General features: G+C 73.7%; 12 protein-coding genes and 1 pseudogene. 3 read left to right on the top strand and 10 right to left on the bottom strand.

What is annotated here, in order from left to right; genetic code table 11:
- Positions 1 to 3: 3 nt before the first annotated feature.
- A complete protein-coding gene (locus KIK08_RS00070; RefSeq protein WP_214400837.1) occupies positions 4 to 960 on the top strand; it encodes an acetaldehyde dehydrogenase (acetylating) in 957 nt (318 codons plus the stop codon).
- Positions 957 to 1,997 (top strand): 4-hydroxy-2-oxovalerate aldolase, encoded by a 1,041-nt coding sequence (dmpG, locus tag KIK08_RS00065; protein WP_214400836.1) that lies wholly within the window; start codon positions 957 to 959, stop codon positions 1,995 to 1,997. Before KIK08_RS00070 ends, dmpG begins: the two co-directional genes overlap by 4 nt.
- Here the strand turns inward: dmpG and KIK08_RS00060 are convergent.
- From KIK08_RS00060 to pgfA, 3 genes are read right to left on the bottom strand one after another with little or no spacing between them, the layout of a single operon-like run.
- On the bottom strand, positions 1,990 to 3,483 hold the full coding sequence (locus tag KIK08_RS00060) for an FAD-dependent oxidoreductase (RefSeq protein ID WP_214400835.1): 1,494 nt from the start codon (positions 3,481 to 3,483) through the stop codon (positions 1,990 to 1,992). The genes dmpG and KIK08_RS00060 overlap by 8 nt on opposite strands.
- Positions 3,480 to 4,280: an SDR family oxidoreductase gene (locus KIK08_RS00055; RefSeq protein WP_214400834.1), complete on the bottom strand. Its 801-nt coding sequence runs from the start codon at positions 4,278 to 4,280 to the stop codon at positions 3,480 to 3,482. The genes KIK08_RS00060 and KIK08_RS00055 overlap by 4 nt, the downstream gene beginning before the upstream one ends.
- Before the next feature lie 33 nt (positions 4,281 to 4,313).
- Complete coding sequence (gene pgfA, locus KIK08_RS00050) at positions 4,314 to 5,303, bottom strand: cell envelope lipid trafficking protein PgfA (protein ID WP_214400833.1); 990 nt, start codon at positions 5,301 to 5,303, stop codon at positions 4,314 to 4,316.
- A gap of 256 nt (positions 5,304 to 5,559) precedes the next feature.
- Between pgfA and KIK08_RS00045 the strand changes: the two genes are divergently transcribed.
- Positions 5,560 to 5,727: a hypothetical protein gene (locus KIK08_RS00045; protein WP_214400832.1), complete on the top strand. Its 168-nt coding sequence runs from the start codon at positions 5,560 to 5,562 to the stop codon at positions 5,725 to 5,727.
- Between the two features lie 87 nt (positions 5,728 to 5,814).
- Here the strand turns inward: KIK08_RS00045 and nrfD are convergent, their stop codons facing one another.
- From nrfD to KIK08_RS00005, 7 genes and pseudogenes are all read right to left on the bottom strand, one after another.
- Complete coding sequence (gene nrfD / locus KIK08_RS00040; protein WP_408004614.1) at positions 5,815 to 6,837, bottom strand: NrfD/PsrC family molybdoenzyme membrane anchor subunit; 1,023 nt, start codon at positions 6,835 to 6,837, stop codon at positions 5,815 to 5,817.
- Between the two features lie 152 nt (positions 6,838 to 6,989).
- On the bottom strand, positions 6,990 to 8,051 hold the full coding sequence (locus KIK08_RS00035; protein WP_214400831.1) for a 4Fe-4S dicluster domain-containing protein: 1,062 nt from the start codon (positions 8,049 to 8,051) through the stop codon (positions 6,990 to 6,992).
- A gap of 197 nt (positions 8,052 to 8,248) precedes the next feature.
- Positions 8,249 to 11,494 (bottom strand): annotated as a pseudogene (gene fdh, locus KIK08_RS00030) (formate dehydrogenase); the annotation flags it as partial.
- A gap of 89 nt (positions 11,495 to 11,583) precedes the next feature.
- Entirely contained in the window at positions 11,584 to 12,426 is an 843-nt protein-coding gene (locus KIK08_RS00020; RefSeq protein WP_214400829.1) for a formate/nitrite transporter family protein, read from the bottom strand.
- Between the two features lie 63 nt (positions 12,427 to 12,489).
- Positions 12,490 to 13,719, bottom strand: a complete 1,230-nt coding sequence (locus tag KIK08_RS00015; RefSeq protein WP_214400828.1) for a flavin-dependent oxidoreductase — start codon at positions 13,717 to 13,719, stop codon at positions 12,490 to 12,492.
- A 122-nt stretch (positions 13,720 to 13,841) separates the two neighbouring features.
- On the bottom strand, positions 13,842 to 15,728 hold the full coding sequence (gene htpG, locus KIK08_RS00010) for a molecular chaperone HtpG (RefSeq protein WP_214400827.1): 1,887 nt from the start codon (positions 15,726 to 15,728) through the stop codon (positions 13,842 to 13,844).
- 85 nt (positions 15,729 to 15,813) lie between these two features.
- Positions 15,814 to 16,454 (bottom strand): S1C family serine protease (locus tag KIK08_RS00005; protein ID WP_214400826.1); only part of this gene is annotated, 641 nt, incomplete at its 5' end.

The raw sequence follows: 16,454 nt of genomic DNA, 5'->3' as shown, positions 1-16,454 counted from the left end.
GTCATGCCCGCCAAGAAGCCCACGAAGAAGCTGCCCGCGGCGATCGTCGGACCGGGCCACATCGGCACCGACCTGCTGGCCAAGCTGCGCCGCAGCGACCTGATCGACGTGCGCCACGTCGTCGGCGTGGTGGAGTCCACCGGCCTGGCGGCGGCCCGCGAGCTGGGCATCGCCACCAGCACCGGGGGCGTGGACTGGCTGCTGGCCCAGGACCCGCCGCCGCGGATCGTGTTCGAGGCGACCTCGGCGAAGGCGCACGCGGCCAACGCGCCGCGCTACGCCGCGGCGGGCATCCAGGCCGTCGACCTCACCCCGGCGCACCTGGGCCCGATGGTGTGCCCGCCGGTGAACCTCGGCGAGCACGTCGACGCCCCGAACATCTCGATGATCACCTGCGGCGGGCAGGCCACCATCCCGGTCGTGCACGCGGTGTCGCGGGTGACCCCGGTCCCCTACGCCGAGATCGTCGCGTCGGTGTCCTCGCGCAGCGCCGGGCCCGGCACCCGGGCCAACATCGACGAGTTCACCCGCACCACGGGGCGGGCGGTGGCCGAGGTCGGCGGGGCCGACCGGGGCAAGGCGATCATCATCCTGAACCCGGTGGAGCCACCGATGATCATGCGCGACACGGTGTTCTGCATGATCGGCGCGGACGCCGACCGCGAGGCGGTCTCCCGCTCGGTGCACGAGGTCGTCGCCGAGGTCCGGCGGTACGTGCCCGGCTACACCCTGCGCGCCGAACCGCAGTTCGACGATCCCCGCCCGTCCTGGCGCGACGCCACCGGTGCGCAGTGCGCGCGGGTCGCGGTGTTCCTGGAGGTCGCGGGCAACGGCGACCACCTGCCGCGCTACGCCGGCAACCTGGACATCATGACCGCGGCGGCCGCGCGGGTCGGCGAGCTCATCGCCGCGCGCCGGCTCGACGCACCCGTCAGGACCGGGCGGGAGGTGTCGGCGTGACCCGCCCGCCGCTGGCCCACGACGTCCGGATCGTCGACACCACGCTGCGCGACGGCAGCCACGCCATGGCCCACCGGTTCACCGAGACCCAGGTGCGCGACACCGTCCGCGCGCTCGACCGGGCCGGGGTGGAGGTCATCGAGGTGACCCACGGCGACGGGCTCGGCGGCTCCTCGTTCAACTACGGCTTCTCGCACACCGACGAGATGACCCTGATCGCCGCGGCCCGCGAGGAGGCGGCGCGGGCCAGGATCGCGGTGCTGCTGGTGCCGGGCATCGGCACCGTGGACGACCTGCGGCGCGCCCGCGACGCCGGCGCCGACGTGGTCCGGGTGGCCACCCACTGCACCGAGGCCGACGTCTCCCCGCAGCACTTCGCGGCCGCGCGCGAGCTGGGCATGGAGACCGTCGGGTTCCTGATGATGGCCCACCGCACGTCGCCGGAGGACCTGGCCAAGCAGGCCCGGATCATGGTCGACGCCGGCTGCCAGGTCCCCTACGTGACCGACTCGGCGGGGGCACTGCTCATGCACGAGGCGAGGGCCCGGTTCGAGGCGCTGGTCGCCGAGGTCGGCGACGAGGCCTGGGTGGGCTACCACGGCCACCAGAACCTGTCCTTCGGCGTGGCGAACTCGGTCATCGCCCACGAGGTCGGCGTGCGCTACGTCGACGGCTCGCTGTGCGCGCTGGGCGCGGGCGCGGGCAACTCCCCCACCGAGGTGCTCGCCGCGGTCTTCGACCGCCTCGGCATCGGCACCGGGCTCGACGTGATGGCGTTGCTGCACGCGGCCGAGGAGGTGGTGCGTCCCTACCTGACCCGGTGGCCGAAGCTCGACCGCAACGCGATCGTTCAGGGCTGGGCGGGGGTCTACTCGTCGTTCCTGCTGCACGCCGAGGCCGCCGCCGAGCGCTACGGCGTGCCCGCGCACGCGATCCTGCGCCGCTGCGGGGAGCTGGGGCTGGTCGGCGGCCAGGAGGACATGATCATCGACGTGGCCCTGCAGCTGGCCGGCTCGACCGCTCCCCGGGTCAGCTGAGCTCGTCCAGGGCCGCGGCGCGCCCGGCCCGGCGGCCGAAGAAGCTGCCCTCGCCGAGGGAGATGCCGCTGGCGTAGCCGCCGGCCGACAGGCCCGCGGCGACCCGGCCGGCGGCGCGCAGGCCGGGGATCGGCTCGGAGTCGACGTCGAGGACCGCCCCGTCGACGTCGGTGCGCAGGCCACCGAGCGGGAAGCCCACCGTGTGCTCGCGCAGGTCGAACACACCCCACGGGGCGCGCAGCGGGCGGACCCAGCGGGCGGCCTTGCGGTGCACCGGGTCCTCGCCGCGCTCGGCGTGGCAGTTGTAGAGCCCGAGGGTGGCGGCCAGGGCACCGGGCGGGATCCCGGCCTCGCGCTCCAGTTCGCCGACGTCGTCGCCGACCCAGGTCGGGCGGGGCGGGATGAGCAGCGCGAGCGGTCCGCCCTGGGCCCTGGCCTCGTCCACGGCCGGCTCGTCGGCGACCAGGAACCCCCGGCTGCCGTGGTGCGAGAGCAGCGCGTGCCCGATCCGCCCCGGGTAGGTGTCCTCGTTGATCACCCTGCGGCCCAGCGCGTCGACCACGATGCCGCGCACCATCAGCCCGGGGTCGGCCAGCAGCGCCGCCTCGCAGGCGTGCAGGTGCGCGACGTCGGCGCCGACCGCCTGGGCGGCGCGCAGGCCCTGGCCGTCGTGCTGCTCCACCGACGCTCCCGGGCGCCCGATCAGCAGCGGGACGTGCCGGGCCACCATGGCGTCGTCGTAGGCGAAGCTGCCGGTGGCCAGCACCACCGCCCGCCGGGCCCGGACGGCGACCTCCTCGCCGTAGTTGCGCGCCACGACCCCGCGGACCCGCCCGTCGGGTTCGACGACCAGCGCCTCGAAGCGGGTGTCGTAGCGCACCCGCACGCCGCGGGCCCGCGCCGTGTCGACCAGGGGGCGCATCAGCATCCAGCCGCCGCCGCGCTCGCCGGTGCGCTTGTCGGCCATCCGCGGCAGGTGCCCGCGCGGGGCAGGGGCCACCAGCTCGGCGAACGGGTGGGCGTTCTCCCCGCCGGAGTACATCAGGCCCTCGTCGGCGTGCGGCTCCCAGCCGGGCCGGTCGAAGAAGGCGGCGCGGAACGGCACCCCGCACGCGACCAGCCAGTCGAAGTGCTCCACGCTGCGCTCGGCGTAGAGCGCGAGCTTGTCGGCGTCGGCGCCGTCGCCCATGGCCGCGAGCAGGTAGGCGTGCATGTCCTGCGGGGTGTCGGTGAACCCGCAGGCGCGCTGCAGCCCGGTGCCGCCGCCGAGGTAGATGAAGCCGCCCGCCATCGCGGCCGCGCCGCCCCAACCGCCGGTGTGTTCGAGCACCAGGACATCGGCGCCCTGGGCGGCGGCCTCCGCGGCCGCGCTCGCCCCGGCCACCCCGTACCCGACGACCACCACGTCGGCCTCGCCCGCCCACGCCCCGACGTCGGCGCTGCGCCGCGGCCGGGCCGGGCGGGCCCGACGGCCCGGCGGGGTCACCGCTCCCGGCCCAGGTCGGGCAGTCCGAGGTCGAGGTTGGGCTGGTCGAGGCCGCCGTCGACCTCCAGCACCTTGCCGGTCACGTACCGCCCGGCCGGCGAGGCGAGGTAGAGCACGGCGGCCGCGACGTCCTCGGGGTCGCCGATGACCCCGAGGGGGGTGCCGGCCTCCATCCGCTCGCGGGTCGCGTCGTCGGACAGCACCGCCTCCAGCGCCGAGGTGCGCACGGAGCCGACGGCGACGGCGTTCACCCTGATGGTCGGGGACAGGTCGCGGGCGGCCAGCCGGGTGTAGTGCGCCAGGGCCGCCTTGGCCGTGCCGTAGGCGAGGTAGCCGCGCCCGGAGACCCGCCCCATCACCGAGCTGATGTTGACCACGGCCCCGCCACCGCTGTCGAGCAGGACCGGGACCGCGGCCCGCACGAGCTCGTGGGCCGTGCTGACGTTGAAGTGGAACGCCTTCTCCAGGTAGGCGGCGTCGGTGTCGAGCAGCGCCCTGGGGAACGTGCCGCCGACGTTGTTGACCACGACGTCGAGCCGGCCGAAGCGCCCGGCGGCGGCCGCGGCCAGCGCCGTGACCGCGTCGAGGTGGCGCAGGTCGGCCGGCACCACCAGGGCGCGCCGGCCCAGCGCCTCGATCCGCGCCGCCACCTTCTCCAGCTCGTCGGTCGTGCGCGCCGACAGCACGACGTCGGCGCCGGCCTCGGCCAGCGCCAGCGCGGTCGCGGCGCCGATGCCGCGACCCGCGCCGGTGACGATCGCGACGCGGTCGCGCACGGAGAACCGGTCGAGGATCACGCCCGCTCCCGCCGTTGTGCCGGGCCGGCCGGATCAGCCGCGCTGCGCGGCCCGCGGCCCGGCATCGATCCTGGTCAGCGGCGCCGTGGCCGGCTCGGCTCCGGCGGGGCGCCGCACCAGCAGGAACACCCCGCCGGCGAGCAGCAGCAGCCCGACGATCCCGAGCACGATCGGCAGCGTGACGGTGAGCAGCACGATGAGCGCGCGGCCGTCGCGGGCGAGCGCGGCGTTGGAGCTGACCGCCTCCGGGGTGAAGTCGAGCGTGCCGGCCAGCAGCGTGACGCCCTCCTCGCCGTCCGGGCCGCGGAACACCTGGCGGATCTGCTCCTGGCCGTTGACGATGCTGCCCACGGTCGGCTCGATCCACAGGGTGCGGGTGTTGCTGTAGACGGCCTCGGCGGTGACGGTCGTGCCCTCCTCGCCGCCGGCGAGTTCCCCGGGGACCTCGCGGGTCATGGTGACCGTCTCCGGGATCGTCTCCTCGAAGCGGTAGACCTCGAGGCCCTCGATCTCCTCGACGCCGACGAATCGCGCGGGGAACGGCGCCTTCACGTTCGGGTCGAAGAATTCGTAGTCGCGCTGCTCGGTGCCGAACGGAAAGCTGAAGACCTGACCCGCGTAGGTGATCCGGTTGTCGCCGTTGAGCCGCGCGGAGGCGCACGGGTTGACCGCGAGCCCGGTGCGCCGGTCGAAGCAGGCGGTGATCTCGGTGACCCCGATCAGCACCCCCTCGCTGTCGGTGACCACGTTGCCCACGGTCCACACCGCGGTGTCCGCGCCGGCCTCCGGGGCACCGGCGTCGCCGGCGATGTTGCGGACCGACGTGGCGGTGACGCCGCTGCGCTCCTCGAGGTCGCCGGGGTAGAAGACGGTGAGGTCGTGGCCGATGGCCGTCGACCTGGCCTTCTGGTCGAGCGGGAGCTTGACCAGCGCGGGCGCGAGGAACGTCGGCAGCGCGACCGCGACCGTCACCGCGAGCGCCCCGACCACCAGCAGCGCCAGTGCCGCCATCCGTGCGCGCATGCTTTCGACCCCTCGTAGGAAATGATCATCCGCTATTCGACGCGTCCCCTACCGGCCGGTCACGTTACGGCGCGCAAGTCCCCTCCAATAGAGCCCATCCCACTGACCGGAACGCCCCGCGAACACCGCAGAGCAATCGATATCGGCATTCGGAGTCTCTTCCGCGGATTCCATTGCGGAAAGGCGGCCGGGAGCCCGTAGCATTCCCGGCGCGCACCGACGACGCCGAGCGCCCGACGAGAGGAGCGGACCCGACATGAACGCCGCACCCGCCAGGGGGAGCCTGCTGATCAGCGCCATCACCGCGGTCGCGCTCGGCATCGCCATCGGCGTCGCCGGCGTGTTCACCGTGGCCTCGGTGGCCGGCCAGCCGCCCGAGGCACAGGCGACGACCGTCGAGGTGCTGGAGTACGGCACCCGCTGAGTCCCGGTCCGCGCCGACGCCGACCGCGCACCCTCGTCACGCCCGGTCTGCTCGCGACGATCGGCGAGGCGCGCGACGAGTGCGGGATCAGCCGGGGTCCGGCGGCGCGACGGCCGCGCGGGCCTCCCGCGCCGCCAGCCGCTCGCGCTGCGGCACCACCACGTACCTCGGGTCCTTCGTGGACTCCATGCCGGCCTCGAACACCCCGAACCGCTGCAGGGCGCTGCCGGCCAGCAGGGCCAGGCCGGAGGCGGCCGCGCCGGACCGGCTGCGCCCGGCGACCAGGACCGTCCCGGCCAGCCCGGCCAGCGTGAGCACCTCCGAGGCGCGCCGCAGCCGGTGCACCTTCCCGTGCCGGTAGACCTCGCCGATCAGCCCCATGCGCTGCTCCATGCGCTTGGCGGCGAGCAGCTCGCCCGCCGCCCCGACGGCGGCGAACACACGGGCGGGCGCCGCCTCCTCGACCGGGGCGCAGAGCATCCCGAAGCCGCCCCCACTGGCCGCGGCGGACCCGGCGAAGACGAACGGCAGCTCGTCGCGGACCTCGTTCCAGCCCGGCACCGCGGTGTGCGACAGCAGCACCGCGGTGTAGGACGCGACACCGGGCGCCGTGACCGCGGCGGAGAGCCCGAGCGGGCGGGCCAGCCGGTCGAGCAGGCGCGCGGGCCAGGTGCGCCGCCAGCGGCGGGGCACGAGCTCGCGCACCGCCGCGGCACCCACGCCGGGACCGAAGACGCTGAGGATCCAGGTGCCGACGCTCATCGGCGAGGTCGGCTTGAGCACCCGCAGCATGTGGTGGAACCGCTCCGGCCGGCCCAGGTCGCTGACCAGGAAGTACAGGCTGGCCAGCAGGGCGGCGAAGGAGCCGAGCCAGCCTGCCCGGCGCAGCGCGGGGCGCCCGGTGAGGTCGGCGCCCGCGGCCACCACCGACGAGCCGGCGGCCAGCCCGCCGGCGAAGAGGTAGGCCGCGATCTTCCACTCCCACACCGGCGCCTTGAGCACCGGGCGGCCGTAGTACGAGCGGAACTCGGCGTCCGGCACCACCGTGGGCTCGCCGCGCCCGCGCCCGCCGCGCCGACGGCGCCGGCCCAGGCCGCTGCCCTGGAACAGCTGCGCCTCGCGGCCGATCGAGCCCTCCTCGCTGGACTGCTCGGGCGGCTCCGCGGGCGGGGCCACGCGCTGGTCGATGTCGCGGTTCTCGGCCTGCGCGGCCGCCTCGCCGACCCGCTCGGTGTCGGAGTGCGAGGTCCCCTCCCGCTCGGTCACCGGCGGGCCCCGATCGCGGCGGAGACGAACGCGCCCACACCGGCCAGCGCGAACGCCGCGGCCGCCGCTCCCGCCCGCCGCCACATCGACGGCGCGTCGCGGGTGGGCACCACCGGGTCCGGCGGCAGGCCGTAGACCTCGGGCTCGTCGAGCAGCAGGAAGAACGCGCCGTCGCCGCCCACCCCGTCGTCGGGGTCGCGGCCGTAGAGCCGCGCCTCGCCGACGCCCAGCTCGTGCAGCTGGGCGAGCCTGCGGTCGGCCCGCTCGCGCAGCTCGTCGAGCTCGCCGAACTGGATGGAGTCGGTCGGGCAGGCCTTCGCGCAGGCAGGTTCCAGCCCGCCGTGCAGCCGGTCGTAGCAGAGCGTGCACTTCTGCGCGCGGCCGTCGTGCGGGCGGCGGTCGATCACCCCGTACGGGCAGCCGGACACGCAGTACCCGCAGCCGTTGCAGATGTCCTGCTGGACGACGACGGTGCCGAACTCGGTGCGGAACAGGGCCCCGGTCGGGCAGACGTCGAGGCAACCGGCGTGGGTGCAGTGCTTGCACACGTCGGAGGCCATGAGCCAGCGGAAGTCGGTGCGCCCCTCGGCGCCGGTCGCGTCGCCGGGGCGGGCGAACGCCGGCATGCCCAGCTCCTGGACCGGGTGCTCCGACTCGGCCTTCGGGGCGTCCAGCGGGCCGGTGCCCAGCTCGGAGCCGCCGCGCTCGGAGTCGCGCAGCCGCGGCCCGACCGCCTCGGCCATGATCGAGGTCCCGGTGGGGCCGGTGGGCAGCCCGAGGAACCCCGGGTCCTGCCGGCCGGTCGAGCGCGGCTGCTCGATGAACGCGACGTGGCGCCAGGAGTTGGCGCCCAGCGAGCCGGTGTTGTCGTAGGACATGCCGAGCATGTCCAGGCCGTCCTCGGGGACGGCGTTCCACTCCTTGCAGGCCACCTCGCAGGCCTTGCAGCCGATGCAGACCGAGGTGTCGGTGAAGAATCCGACCCGCGGCGGGTGGTCGTCGTGCCCGGCCTCGCCCGCGACGTCGTGGAGCGGTCCGGAGATCCGGTTGCCGGTCATGGCTGCTCCCCTGCGCTGTTCCCGGCGGTCTCGTCGGTGTCGCCGTCGGTGTCGGAGTCGTCGGAGTCGTCGGTGTCGTCGGTGTCGTCGGTGTCGTCGGTGTCGTCGGTGTCGTCGGTGTCGTCGGTGTCGTCGTCGGTGTGCGCCACGTGCGGCACGCCACTCGCGGTCGCGATGCGGGTGCCGGTCTCCACGGTGACACCGGCCCTGGCCCGGGTCTCGGCCAGCATCGCGGTGAGCGCCGCCCCGCGGGGTCGCGGGCCCGGCCGGACGTCGCAGGTGGCCACCTTGCTCTCCTGGATGAACACGTTGGAGTCGGCGACCACGCCGAGCAGGTCGTTGACCACGTCGCCGGTGACCAGGCCAGAGCCGCCCCAGTGGTAGGGCATCCACACCTGGTGCACGACCTGCCCGTCGATGTGCAGTGGAGCCATCCGGTCGGTGACCATGACCCGGGCCTGCACGGCGGCACGGCTGGTGACCACGTGCGCGGTGCCGAGGTGGGTCAGCCCGCGGATCCTGGCCAGCTCCGGCGACACCTCGACGGTCAGTTCCGGCTGCAGCTCGGCCAGGTAGGGCAGCTGGCGGCTCATCCCGCCCGCGGTGTGGTGCTCGGTGAGCCGCGCCGCGGTCAGCACGAACGGGAACACCTCGCGGTGCTGTTCGGGCGGCGCCGGGTTCGACGGGTTGTCGGTGCGGCCGTAGACCTTGCGGGTCGGGTTGCCCTGCTGGCCGTAGAGCATGTTGGGCACCGGCGACTCGTGCGGCTCGTAGTGCGTGGGCATCGGGCCGTCGAGCAGCCCGTGCGGCGCGAACAGCCACGCCTTCCCGTCGGCCTGCATGATGAACGCGTCGTCGCCGCGCAGCGCCTCCGGGCCGACCGCTTCGGGCGGCGGTTCGTAGCCCGGCGGCGTGGTGGCCGGGAAGTCCGGCACGTCGTCGCCGGTCCACTTCCCCTCGTCGGCGTCCCACCAGACCAGCTTCTTGCGCTCGCTCCACGGCCGGCCCTCCAGGTCGGCCGAGCAGCGGTTGTAGAGCACCCGCCGGTTGGCCGGCCAGGTCCAGCCCCACTGGCGGTCGTAGGCGCCCTGAGCGTCGTGCGGCTTGCGCCGGGCGGCCTGGTTGACGCCCCCGGCGTAGACGCCGCTGTAGATCCAGCAGCCGCAGGCGGTGCTGCCGTCGGCCTTGAGGTCGAGGTAGGAGTCCACCGCCTCGCCGGTCGTGGTGTCGTAGCCGTTGATGCGGCGCAGCACGTCCTCCGCCGCGGGCTCGTCCCCGTGCACCTGGTAGTCCCAGTCCAGCTTCTGCACGGGCTCGTCGCGCGGGTCGGTCGAGCCGGCCAGCCGCTCCCGCAGCCTGCGCCCCAGGTGGTAGAAGAACCACAGCTCCGAGCGCTGGTCGCCGGTCGGCTCGACGGCCTTCTCCCGCCACTGCAGCATGCGCTGGGTCTGGGTGAAGGTGCCCTCCTTCTCCACGTGCGAGGCGGCCGGGAAGAAGAACACCTCGGTGCGGCAGGTCTGCGGGCTGATCTCGCCGGTCTCGATCTCCGGGGAGTCCTTCCAGAACGTGGCGCTCTCGATCATCGCCAGGTCGCGCACGACCACCCAGTCCAGGTTGGCCATGCCCAGGCGCTGCAGCTTGCCGTGCGCCGAGCCGACGGCGGGGTTCTGGCCGAGCAGGAAGTAGCCGAACACCTTGCCGCCGTCGACCATGTCCATGACCGTGCGGTACGTGCCGTGGTCGCCGTCGATCTTGGGCAGCCAGTCGTAGCCGAAGTCGTTCTCCGCGGTCGCGTTGTCGCCGAAGTACTCCTTGAGCAGCGAGACCAGGTAGGCGTCGGCGCCGGTCCAGTACCCCTTCTGGGTCGGGCTGCGCAGGTCGTCGAGGTAGGCGTCGAGCGACTCGTGCGAGCCGGCGGTCGGCATCGGCAGGTAGCCGGGCAGCAGGTTGAACAGCGTGGGCACGTCGGTGGAGCCCTGGATGCTGGCGTGCCCGCGCAGCGCGAACACCCCGCCGCCGGGGCGGCCGACGTTGCCCAGCAGCAACTGCACGATCGCGCCCGCCCGGATGTACTGCGCGCCCACGCTGTGCTGGGTCCAGCCGACGCTGTAGACCAGCGCCGAGGTGCGCTCCCGGTTGGAGTTGGCCGTCCACGCCTCGCACACGGCCCGGAACTTCTCCAGCGGGGTGCCGCAGATCCGGGCCACCATCTCCGGGGTGTAGCGGGCGTAGTGGCGCTTGAGGATCTGGAACACGCACCGCGGGTGCTCCAGCGTGGGGTCGGTGGCGATGTTGGAGACCCCGCGCAGCGGGGCGCCGGACGCGCCGTGGCCCAGCGGCGAGGTGCGCTCCTTGTCCATCCCCGAGTCGTCGTCGCCGGCCGGGGAGTCCGGGCTGGCCCCCTCCGGCTCCTCGCGCTCCTCGTCGGCGCCCTGGTACTGCCAGCAGTCGCGCTCGTAGGTGCCGGTCTCGGCGTCGTAGCCGCTGAACAGCCCGTCGAGGTCCTCGGTGTCCTGGAAGCCCTCGCGCACCAGGAACGAGGCGTTGGTATAGGCAGCCACGTACTCGCGGAAGTCCAGGTCGTTGCTCAGCACGTGGTTGATGACGCCGCCGAGGAAGGCGATGTCGCTACCCGCGCGGATCGGCACGTAGGTGTCGGCCAGCGCGCTGGTCCGGGTGAACCGCGGATCGATGTGGATCACGCGGGCGCCGCGCGCCTTCGCCTCCACCACCCACTGGAACCCCACCGGATGGGCCTCGGCCATGTTCGAGCCCATGATGATGATGCAGTCGGAGTTGGCCAGGTCCTGCTGGTAGTCCGTCGCGCCGCCGCGACCGAAGGAGGTCCCCAGACCGGGAACCGTGGCGGAGTGTCAAATACGGGCCTGGTTCTCGATCTGGATCGCGCCCAGCGCGGTGAACAGCTTCTTGATGAGGAAGTTCTCCTCGTTGTCCAGCGTCGCGCCGCCCAGGCTGGCCAGGCCCATCGTCCGGCGCAGCCGGTTGCCGTGCTCGTCGTGCTCCTGCCAGCCGCGCTCGCGGGCGTCCAGGACCCGGTCGACGACCATGTCCATGGCGGTGTCGAGGTCGAGGTCGGTCCACTCGGTGGCGTAGGGCGCCCGGTAGCGGACCTTCTCCTGGCGCTGCGGACCGGTGACCAGCTGCAGGCTCGCCGAACCCTTGGGGCACAGCCGCCCGCGCGAGATCGGCGAGTCGGGGTCGCCCTCGATCTGCACGACCTTCTCGTCGCGGACGAACACGCGCTGGCCGCACCCGACCGCGCAGAACGGGCAGACGGAGTCGGCGACGCGGTCGGCGGACTCGGTGCGCGGACGCATCGCGGCGTACCGCGGCGACTGCGCCGCAGCGCCCCGGCCCAACGGGTCGGGACCGGTCAGCTGCCGGTAGACCGGCCAGCTCTCCAGCCACTGCCGTACACCCACTGCGCACTCCCCGTTTTCCCCGGGACCGATCAAGGCGGACCCTAGCGCTACTTCCCATGGCCCGCCGGGCCAAACCCGGTGACCGACGATCAGCGCCGGTCGGCGGGCGCGCGCCCGCCGCCGTCGTCCTCTCGCAGGAACAGGTACCAGTACGACGTCGCCACGAACACGACCGCGCCGACCAGGTTGCCCAGGAACGCGAACACCCAGTTGTGCAGGGTGTCGCCCCACCCGAGGCCGGGCACGCCGGCGAAGATGCCGGCCGGCAGGAAGAACATGTTGGCCACGACGTGGTCGAAGCCCATCGCCACGAACGCCATGATCGGGAAGAAGATCCCGAGGATCTTGCTGCCCACGCTGTCGGCGGCCAGCGAGAGCCACACCCCCAGGCAGACCAGCCAGTTGCAGCCCACGGCCCGCAGGAAGATCTGCCACGACGTCTCGTGCAGGCCCTTGGCCTCCACGATCGAGGCCAGCCGCTCGTAGGTCAGCGCGCCCGTGGCGCCGGCCTCGGAGTCCACATCGCCGATGACCCCGGTCTGCACGGCCAGGAAGTAGGCCACGAACAGCGCCCCCAGCAGGTTGCCGACCAGCACCAGGGTGAGGTTGCGGACCACCTCGCCCACGGTGAGCCTGCCCTGCATGGCGCTGATCGGCACCAGCAGCATGTTGCCGGTCAGCAGGTGCGACCCCGCGATGAGCACCAGGACGAGCCCGAGGGTGAACGCCGCGCCCATGAACAGCGTCGGCAGCGTGCCCCAGGTGCGCGGGTCCAGGCCGGAGGAGACGGTGATGGCGACCAGCCCGCCGAACGCGATGTACGCCCCGGCCAGGAAGCCGCCGACCAGCACCTTGTCCCACCGCAGGTGGGCCTTCTCCGTCCCGCTCTCGACGGCCGCGGCGGCGATCTCGGGGGGCTTCTTGGCGGTCATCGGCACCTCCGACGCGTGGGCGGGACGACGCCGGAGTCGCCCACCGGGCGGACTCGAAACCCCTCAGCGGGGAACGGGCCCCGCCGACGCCCGCGCGTACTCGGCGAGCACGCTCTCCAGCTCGGCGTCGTCCATGACGTCCGAGCGGTGGGTGAAGCCCTCCGGCGCCCGGCGCTCCACCTCGTCGATCACCCGCTCGGGTCCGCCGATGCGGTTCTGCAGGACGACCTGGTTGACCTGGGGGCGGCGCTGGTCGTCGTAGCTGCGCAGCGCGGCCACCGGATCGATGCCCGAGGACAGGCACCGGGCCAGCACGACGGCGTCCAGGATCGCCTGGGCGGCGCCGTTGGAGCCCATCGGGTACATCGGGTGGGCCGAGTCGCCCAGCAGCGTGATGCGCCCGTGCGACCAGCGCGGCAGCGGGTCGCGGTCGCACATCGGGTACTCCAGTGGCGCCGGGGTGGCCGCGACCAGGTCGGGCAGGTCGAGGTCGGGGCAGCCGAAGCGGGCCAGGTGCGGCTCCAGCTCGGCGCGCTTGCCGGGGGTCGACCAGTCGACCACCCGCGGCGGCGGATCGCCCGCCCGGCCCGCGGCGATGCACACCGCCCAGTTGGTCAGCCGCCGCCCGGGGTCGGAGCCCGGCGCGATGGGGTAGAGCACCAGCTTGGCCGCGGTGCCACCGGCGATCACGACGGTGCGCCCGTCGCGGAAGAGCGGCCAGTCGGCCGCGCCGCGCCACATCAGCACCCCGTTCCAGCGCGGCAGGCCCTCCCCCGGGTACAGCGCCGCGCGCACCGACGACCAGATGCCGTCGGCCCCGACGAGCACGTCGCCGGTGGCGGTGCCGGCCGGGCGGCCCTCCGGGTCGACGAAGGTGGCGGTGACGCCGTCGTCGCCCTGGGTGACGTCGACCAGCCGGTGGCCGGTGTGCACCGCCCCCTCCCCCAGGCGCTCGCGGACCGCCGCGTGCAGCAGGCCGGCCAGCGCCCCGCGGTGGATCGAGAACTGCGGGTGCGCCGCCCCCGCGGCCAGCCCGCACGGCCGGCGCAGGATCTCCTGGCCCAGCCGGTGGGCGTAGACCAGCGTCCCCGTCTCCACGCCGACCTCGCGCAGCCGGTCGAGCAGGCCCAGCCCGGCCAGCGGCGCGACCGCGTGCGGCAGCAGGTTGATGCCGACGCCGAGCTCCTCGACCGACGCGCTGCGCTCGTGCACCTCGCACTCGACCCCGGCCGCGTCCAGCATCAGCGCGGTCGTCAGCCCCGCGATACCCGCCCCCACCACGACGACCCGCATTCCGCCCTCCGTCCGCCCCGAGTCCCCCGATCCTCGCGCGCGCCGGGGGCCGGCGGATCCCCCCACGGGTGGTTGTGCGCCTACTCCGCAGGGAGGCGCCGCGCCGCCGGGAACCGGGCGGATCAGCCCAGCGCCCGCTCCAACCGCCGCGACAGGATCGCCACGAACGACGCCGGGTCGGCCAGCTCGCCGCCCTCGGCCAGCAGCGCCATGCCGTGCAGCAGCTGGGCCGTCTCGCGCAGGCCGGCGTCGTCGGGGCGCTGCTCGTGGGCGTCGCGCAGGCCGGTGACCAGGGCGTGGCCCGGGTTCAGCTCCAGGATCCGCTTGACCTTCGGGGGCTCCTGCCCCATCGCCCGGTACATCTTCTCCAGCGTCGGGGTGAGGTCCCCGGGGTCGCCGACCAGGCAGGCCGCCGAGGTCGTGAGCCGGTGGGAGAGCCGCACCTCCTTGACGTCGTCCTCCAGGGCGGTGGCGAGCCAGCCGAGCAGGGCCTCGAAGCCCTTCTTCGTGTCGTCGTCGACGTCGTCGCCGCCGAGGTCGACCTCGCCCTTCGCGACCGAGGTGAGCGCCTTGTCCTCGAAGGCCGGCACCATGTCGACCCACACCTCGTCGACCGGGTCGGTCAGCAGCAGCACCTCGTAGCCCTTGGCCCGGAACGCCTCCAGGTGCGGGGAGTTCTCCAGCGCCGCGCGCGACTCGCCGGTCGCGTAGTAGATCGCCTCCTGGCCCTCGGGCATCCGCCCGATGTACTCGCGCAGCGTGGTCGGCTTCTCCGGGTCGTGGGTGGAGGCGAACGAGCAGATCTCCAGGATCGCCTGGCGGTTGTCGTGGTCGGAGAGCAGGCCCTCCTTGACCGCCCGGCCCAGCTCCGACCAGAACGTCGCGTACTTCTCCGGCTCGTCGTCCATCATGGACCGGACCGTGGAGAGCACCTTCTTGACCAGCCGCTTGCGGATCAGCTGGATCTGGCGGTCCTGCTGCAGGATCTCCCGGGAGATGTTCAGCGAGAGGTCGTTGGCGTCCACGACGCCCTTGACGAAGCGCAGGTACTCCGGGACGAGCGCCTCGCAGTCGTCCATGATGAACACGCGCTTGACGTAGAGCTGGACCCCGCGCCTGGACTCGCGCATGAACAGGTCCATCGGCGCGTGCGAGGGCAGGAACAGCAGCGCCTGGTACTCGAACGTGCCCTCCGCGGACAGCCGGATCGTCTGCAGCGGCTCGCGCCAGTCGTGGCTGACGTGGCGGTAGAACTCGGCGTACTCCTCCTCGGAGACGTCCTTCGGCGACCGCGCCCACAGCGCCTTGCGCGAGTTGACGGTCTCCGCGTCGCCCTCGCCGCTCTGCGGCGCCATCCGGATCGGCCAGGTGATGAAGTCGGAGTAGCGCTTGACGATGTCCCTGACCGTGGCCGGGTTCGCGTAGTCGTGCAGCGCGTCCTCGCTGTCCTCTGGCTTGAGGTGCAGGGTCACCGCGGTGCCCTGCGGCGCGTCCGGCTCGTCGGAGACGGTGTAGGTGCCCTGGCCGTCGGACTCCCAGCGCACGCCCGACCCGGCGCCCGCCTTGCGGGTGACCAGCACGACCCGGTCGGCCACCATGAAGCTGGAGTAGAAGCCGACGCCGAACTGCCCGATCAGCTCCGCGGTCGCCTGCTCCGACGCCGCCCCGGACTCCCGCGCCTGCTGCAGCCTGCCCAGCATCTCCGCGGTGCCCGACTTGGCGATCGTGCCGATCAGGTCGACGACCTCCTCGCGGGTCATGCCGATGCCGTTGTCGCGGACGGTCAGCGTCCGCTCGGCCGGGTCGGTCTCCAGCGCGATGTACAGGTCGGTCGTGTCGACCTCGAGGTCCTTGTCCTGGTACGCGGCCAGCCGGAGCTTGTCGAGCGCGTCCGAGGCGTTCGAGATCAGCTCGCGCAGGAACACGTCCTTCGTCGAGTAGATCGAGTGGATCATCAGCTGGAGCAGCTGGCGGGCCTGCGCCTGGAACTCGATCGTCTCCGTCGACATCGGTGACGACACCCTTTCCTTGGGTCGGGACTGTGCGCCGACAAGGGTATTGGCGCGTCGGCGCGGGCGTGCTCGGGGCCGCCGCTCACCGTTGCGCGACGATGCGGCGGGCGACCTCGGCGGCCCGCTCGGCCGGGATGGCGAACCCGATGCCGATGCTGCCCGAGCCGAGGCTCGCGATCGCCGTGTTGATCCCGACGACCTGCCCGGCCGCGTCGATCAGCGGTCCGCCCGAGTTGCCCGGGTTGATCGGGGCGTCGGTCTGGATCGCGGTCTGCCGGTTGCGCTCGTCGCCCAGTCGGGCCTCGCGGTCGACGGCGCTGACGATCCCGGCGGTGACGGTGCCGGCCAGGCCGAGCGGTGAGCCGACGGCGAGCACGGTCTCCCCCACCCGCAGGTCGGCGGAGGTGCGCAGCGGCAGCGGCGCAGGGGCGCCCTCGGCCGGCACCCGCAGCACCGCGACGTCGGTCGCCGGGTCGGTGCCGACGACGCGCGCGCTCACCCGGCGCGCGTCGGCGTAGACGACCTCCACGACCGCCCCACCCTCCACGACGTGGGCGTTGGTGAGCACGTGCCCGTCGGCGTCGATCACGAAGCCGGAGCCGCCCGCGGCCCCACGGGCGCCGCGGACCTCGACCGACACCACGCTCGGCAGCACGGCCGCGGCGACCGCGTCGAGGGCGCCGGGCGCCGCCGCGCCCGGGGCGGAGCCGCTGACCACGGGCA

The organism is Pseudonocardia lacus (assembly GCF_018531445.1).
Classification (GTDB): Bacteria; Actinomycetota; Actinomycetes; order Mycobacteriales; family Pseudonocardiaceae; genus Pseudonocardia; species Pseudonocardia lacus.
The sequence above is the reverse complement of the archived record's forward strand: the minus strand, read 5'-3'. Positions and strand labels throughout refer to the sequence as shown.

Excerpts from the sequence above, each read along its gene's own strand:
- KIK08_RS00070 (WP_214400837.1), top strand. The coding sequence starts at position 4 with ATGCCCGCCAAGAAGCCCACGAAGAAGCTGCCCGCGGCGATCGTCGGA.
- pgfA (WP_214400833.1), bottom strand. The coding sequence starts at position 5,303 with ATGCGCGCACGGATGGCGGCACTGGCGCTGCTGGTGGTCGGGGCGCTC.
- KIK08_RS00045 (WP_214400832.1), top strand. The coding sequence starts at position 5,560 with ATGAACGCCGCACCCGCCAGGGGGAGCCTGCTGATCAGCGCCATCACC.
- KIK08_RS00035 (WP_214400831.1), bottom strand. The coding sequence starts at position 8,051 with ATGACCGGCAACCGGATCTCCGGACCGCTCCACGACGTCGCGGGCGAG.
- KIK08_RS00020 (WP_214400829.1), bottom strand. The coding sequence starts at position 12,426 with ATGACCGCCAAGAAGCCCCCCGAGATCGCCGCCGCGGCCGTCGAGAGC.
- KIK08_RS00015 (WP_214400828.1), bottom strand. The coding sequence starts at position 13,719 with ATGCGGGTCGTCGTGGTGGGGGCGGGTATCGCGGGGCTGACGACCGCG.
- htpG (WP_214400827.1), bottom strand. The coding sequence starts at position 15,728 with ATGTCGACGGAGACGATCGAGTTCCAGGCGCAGGCCCGCCAGCTGCTC.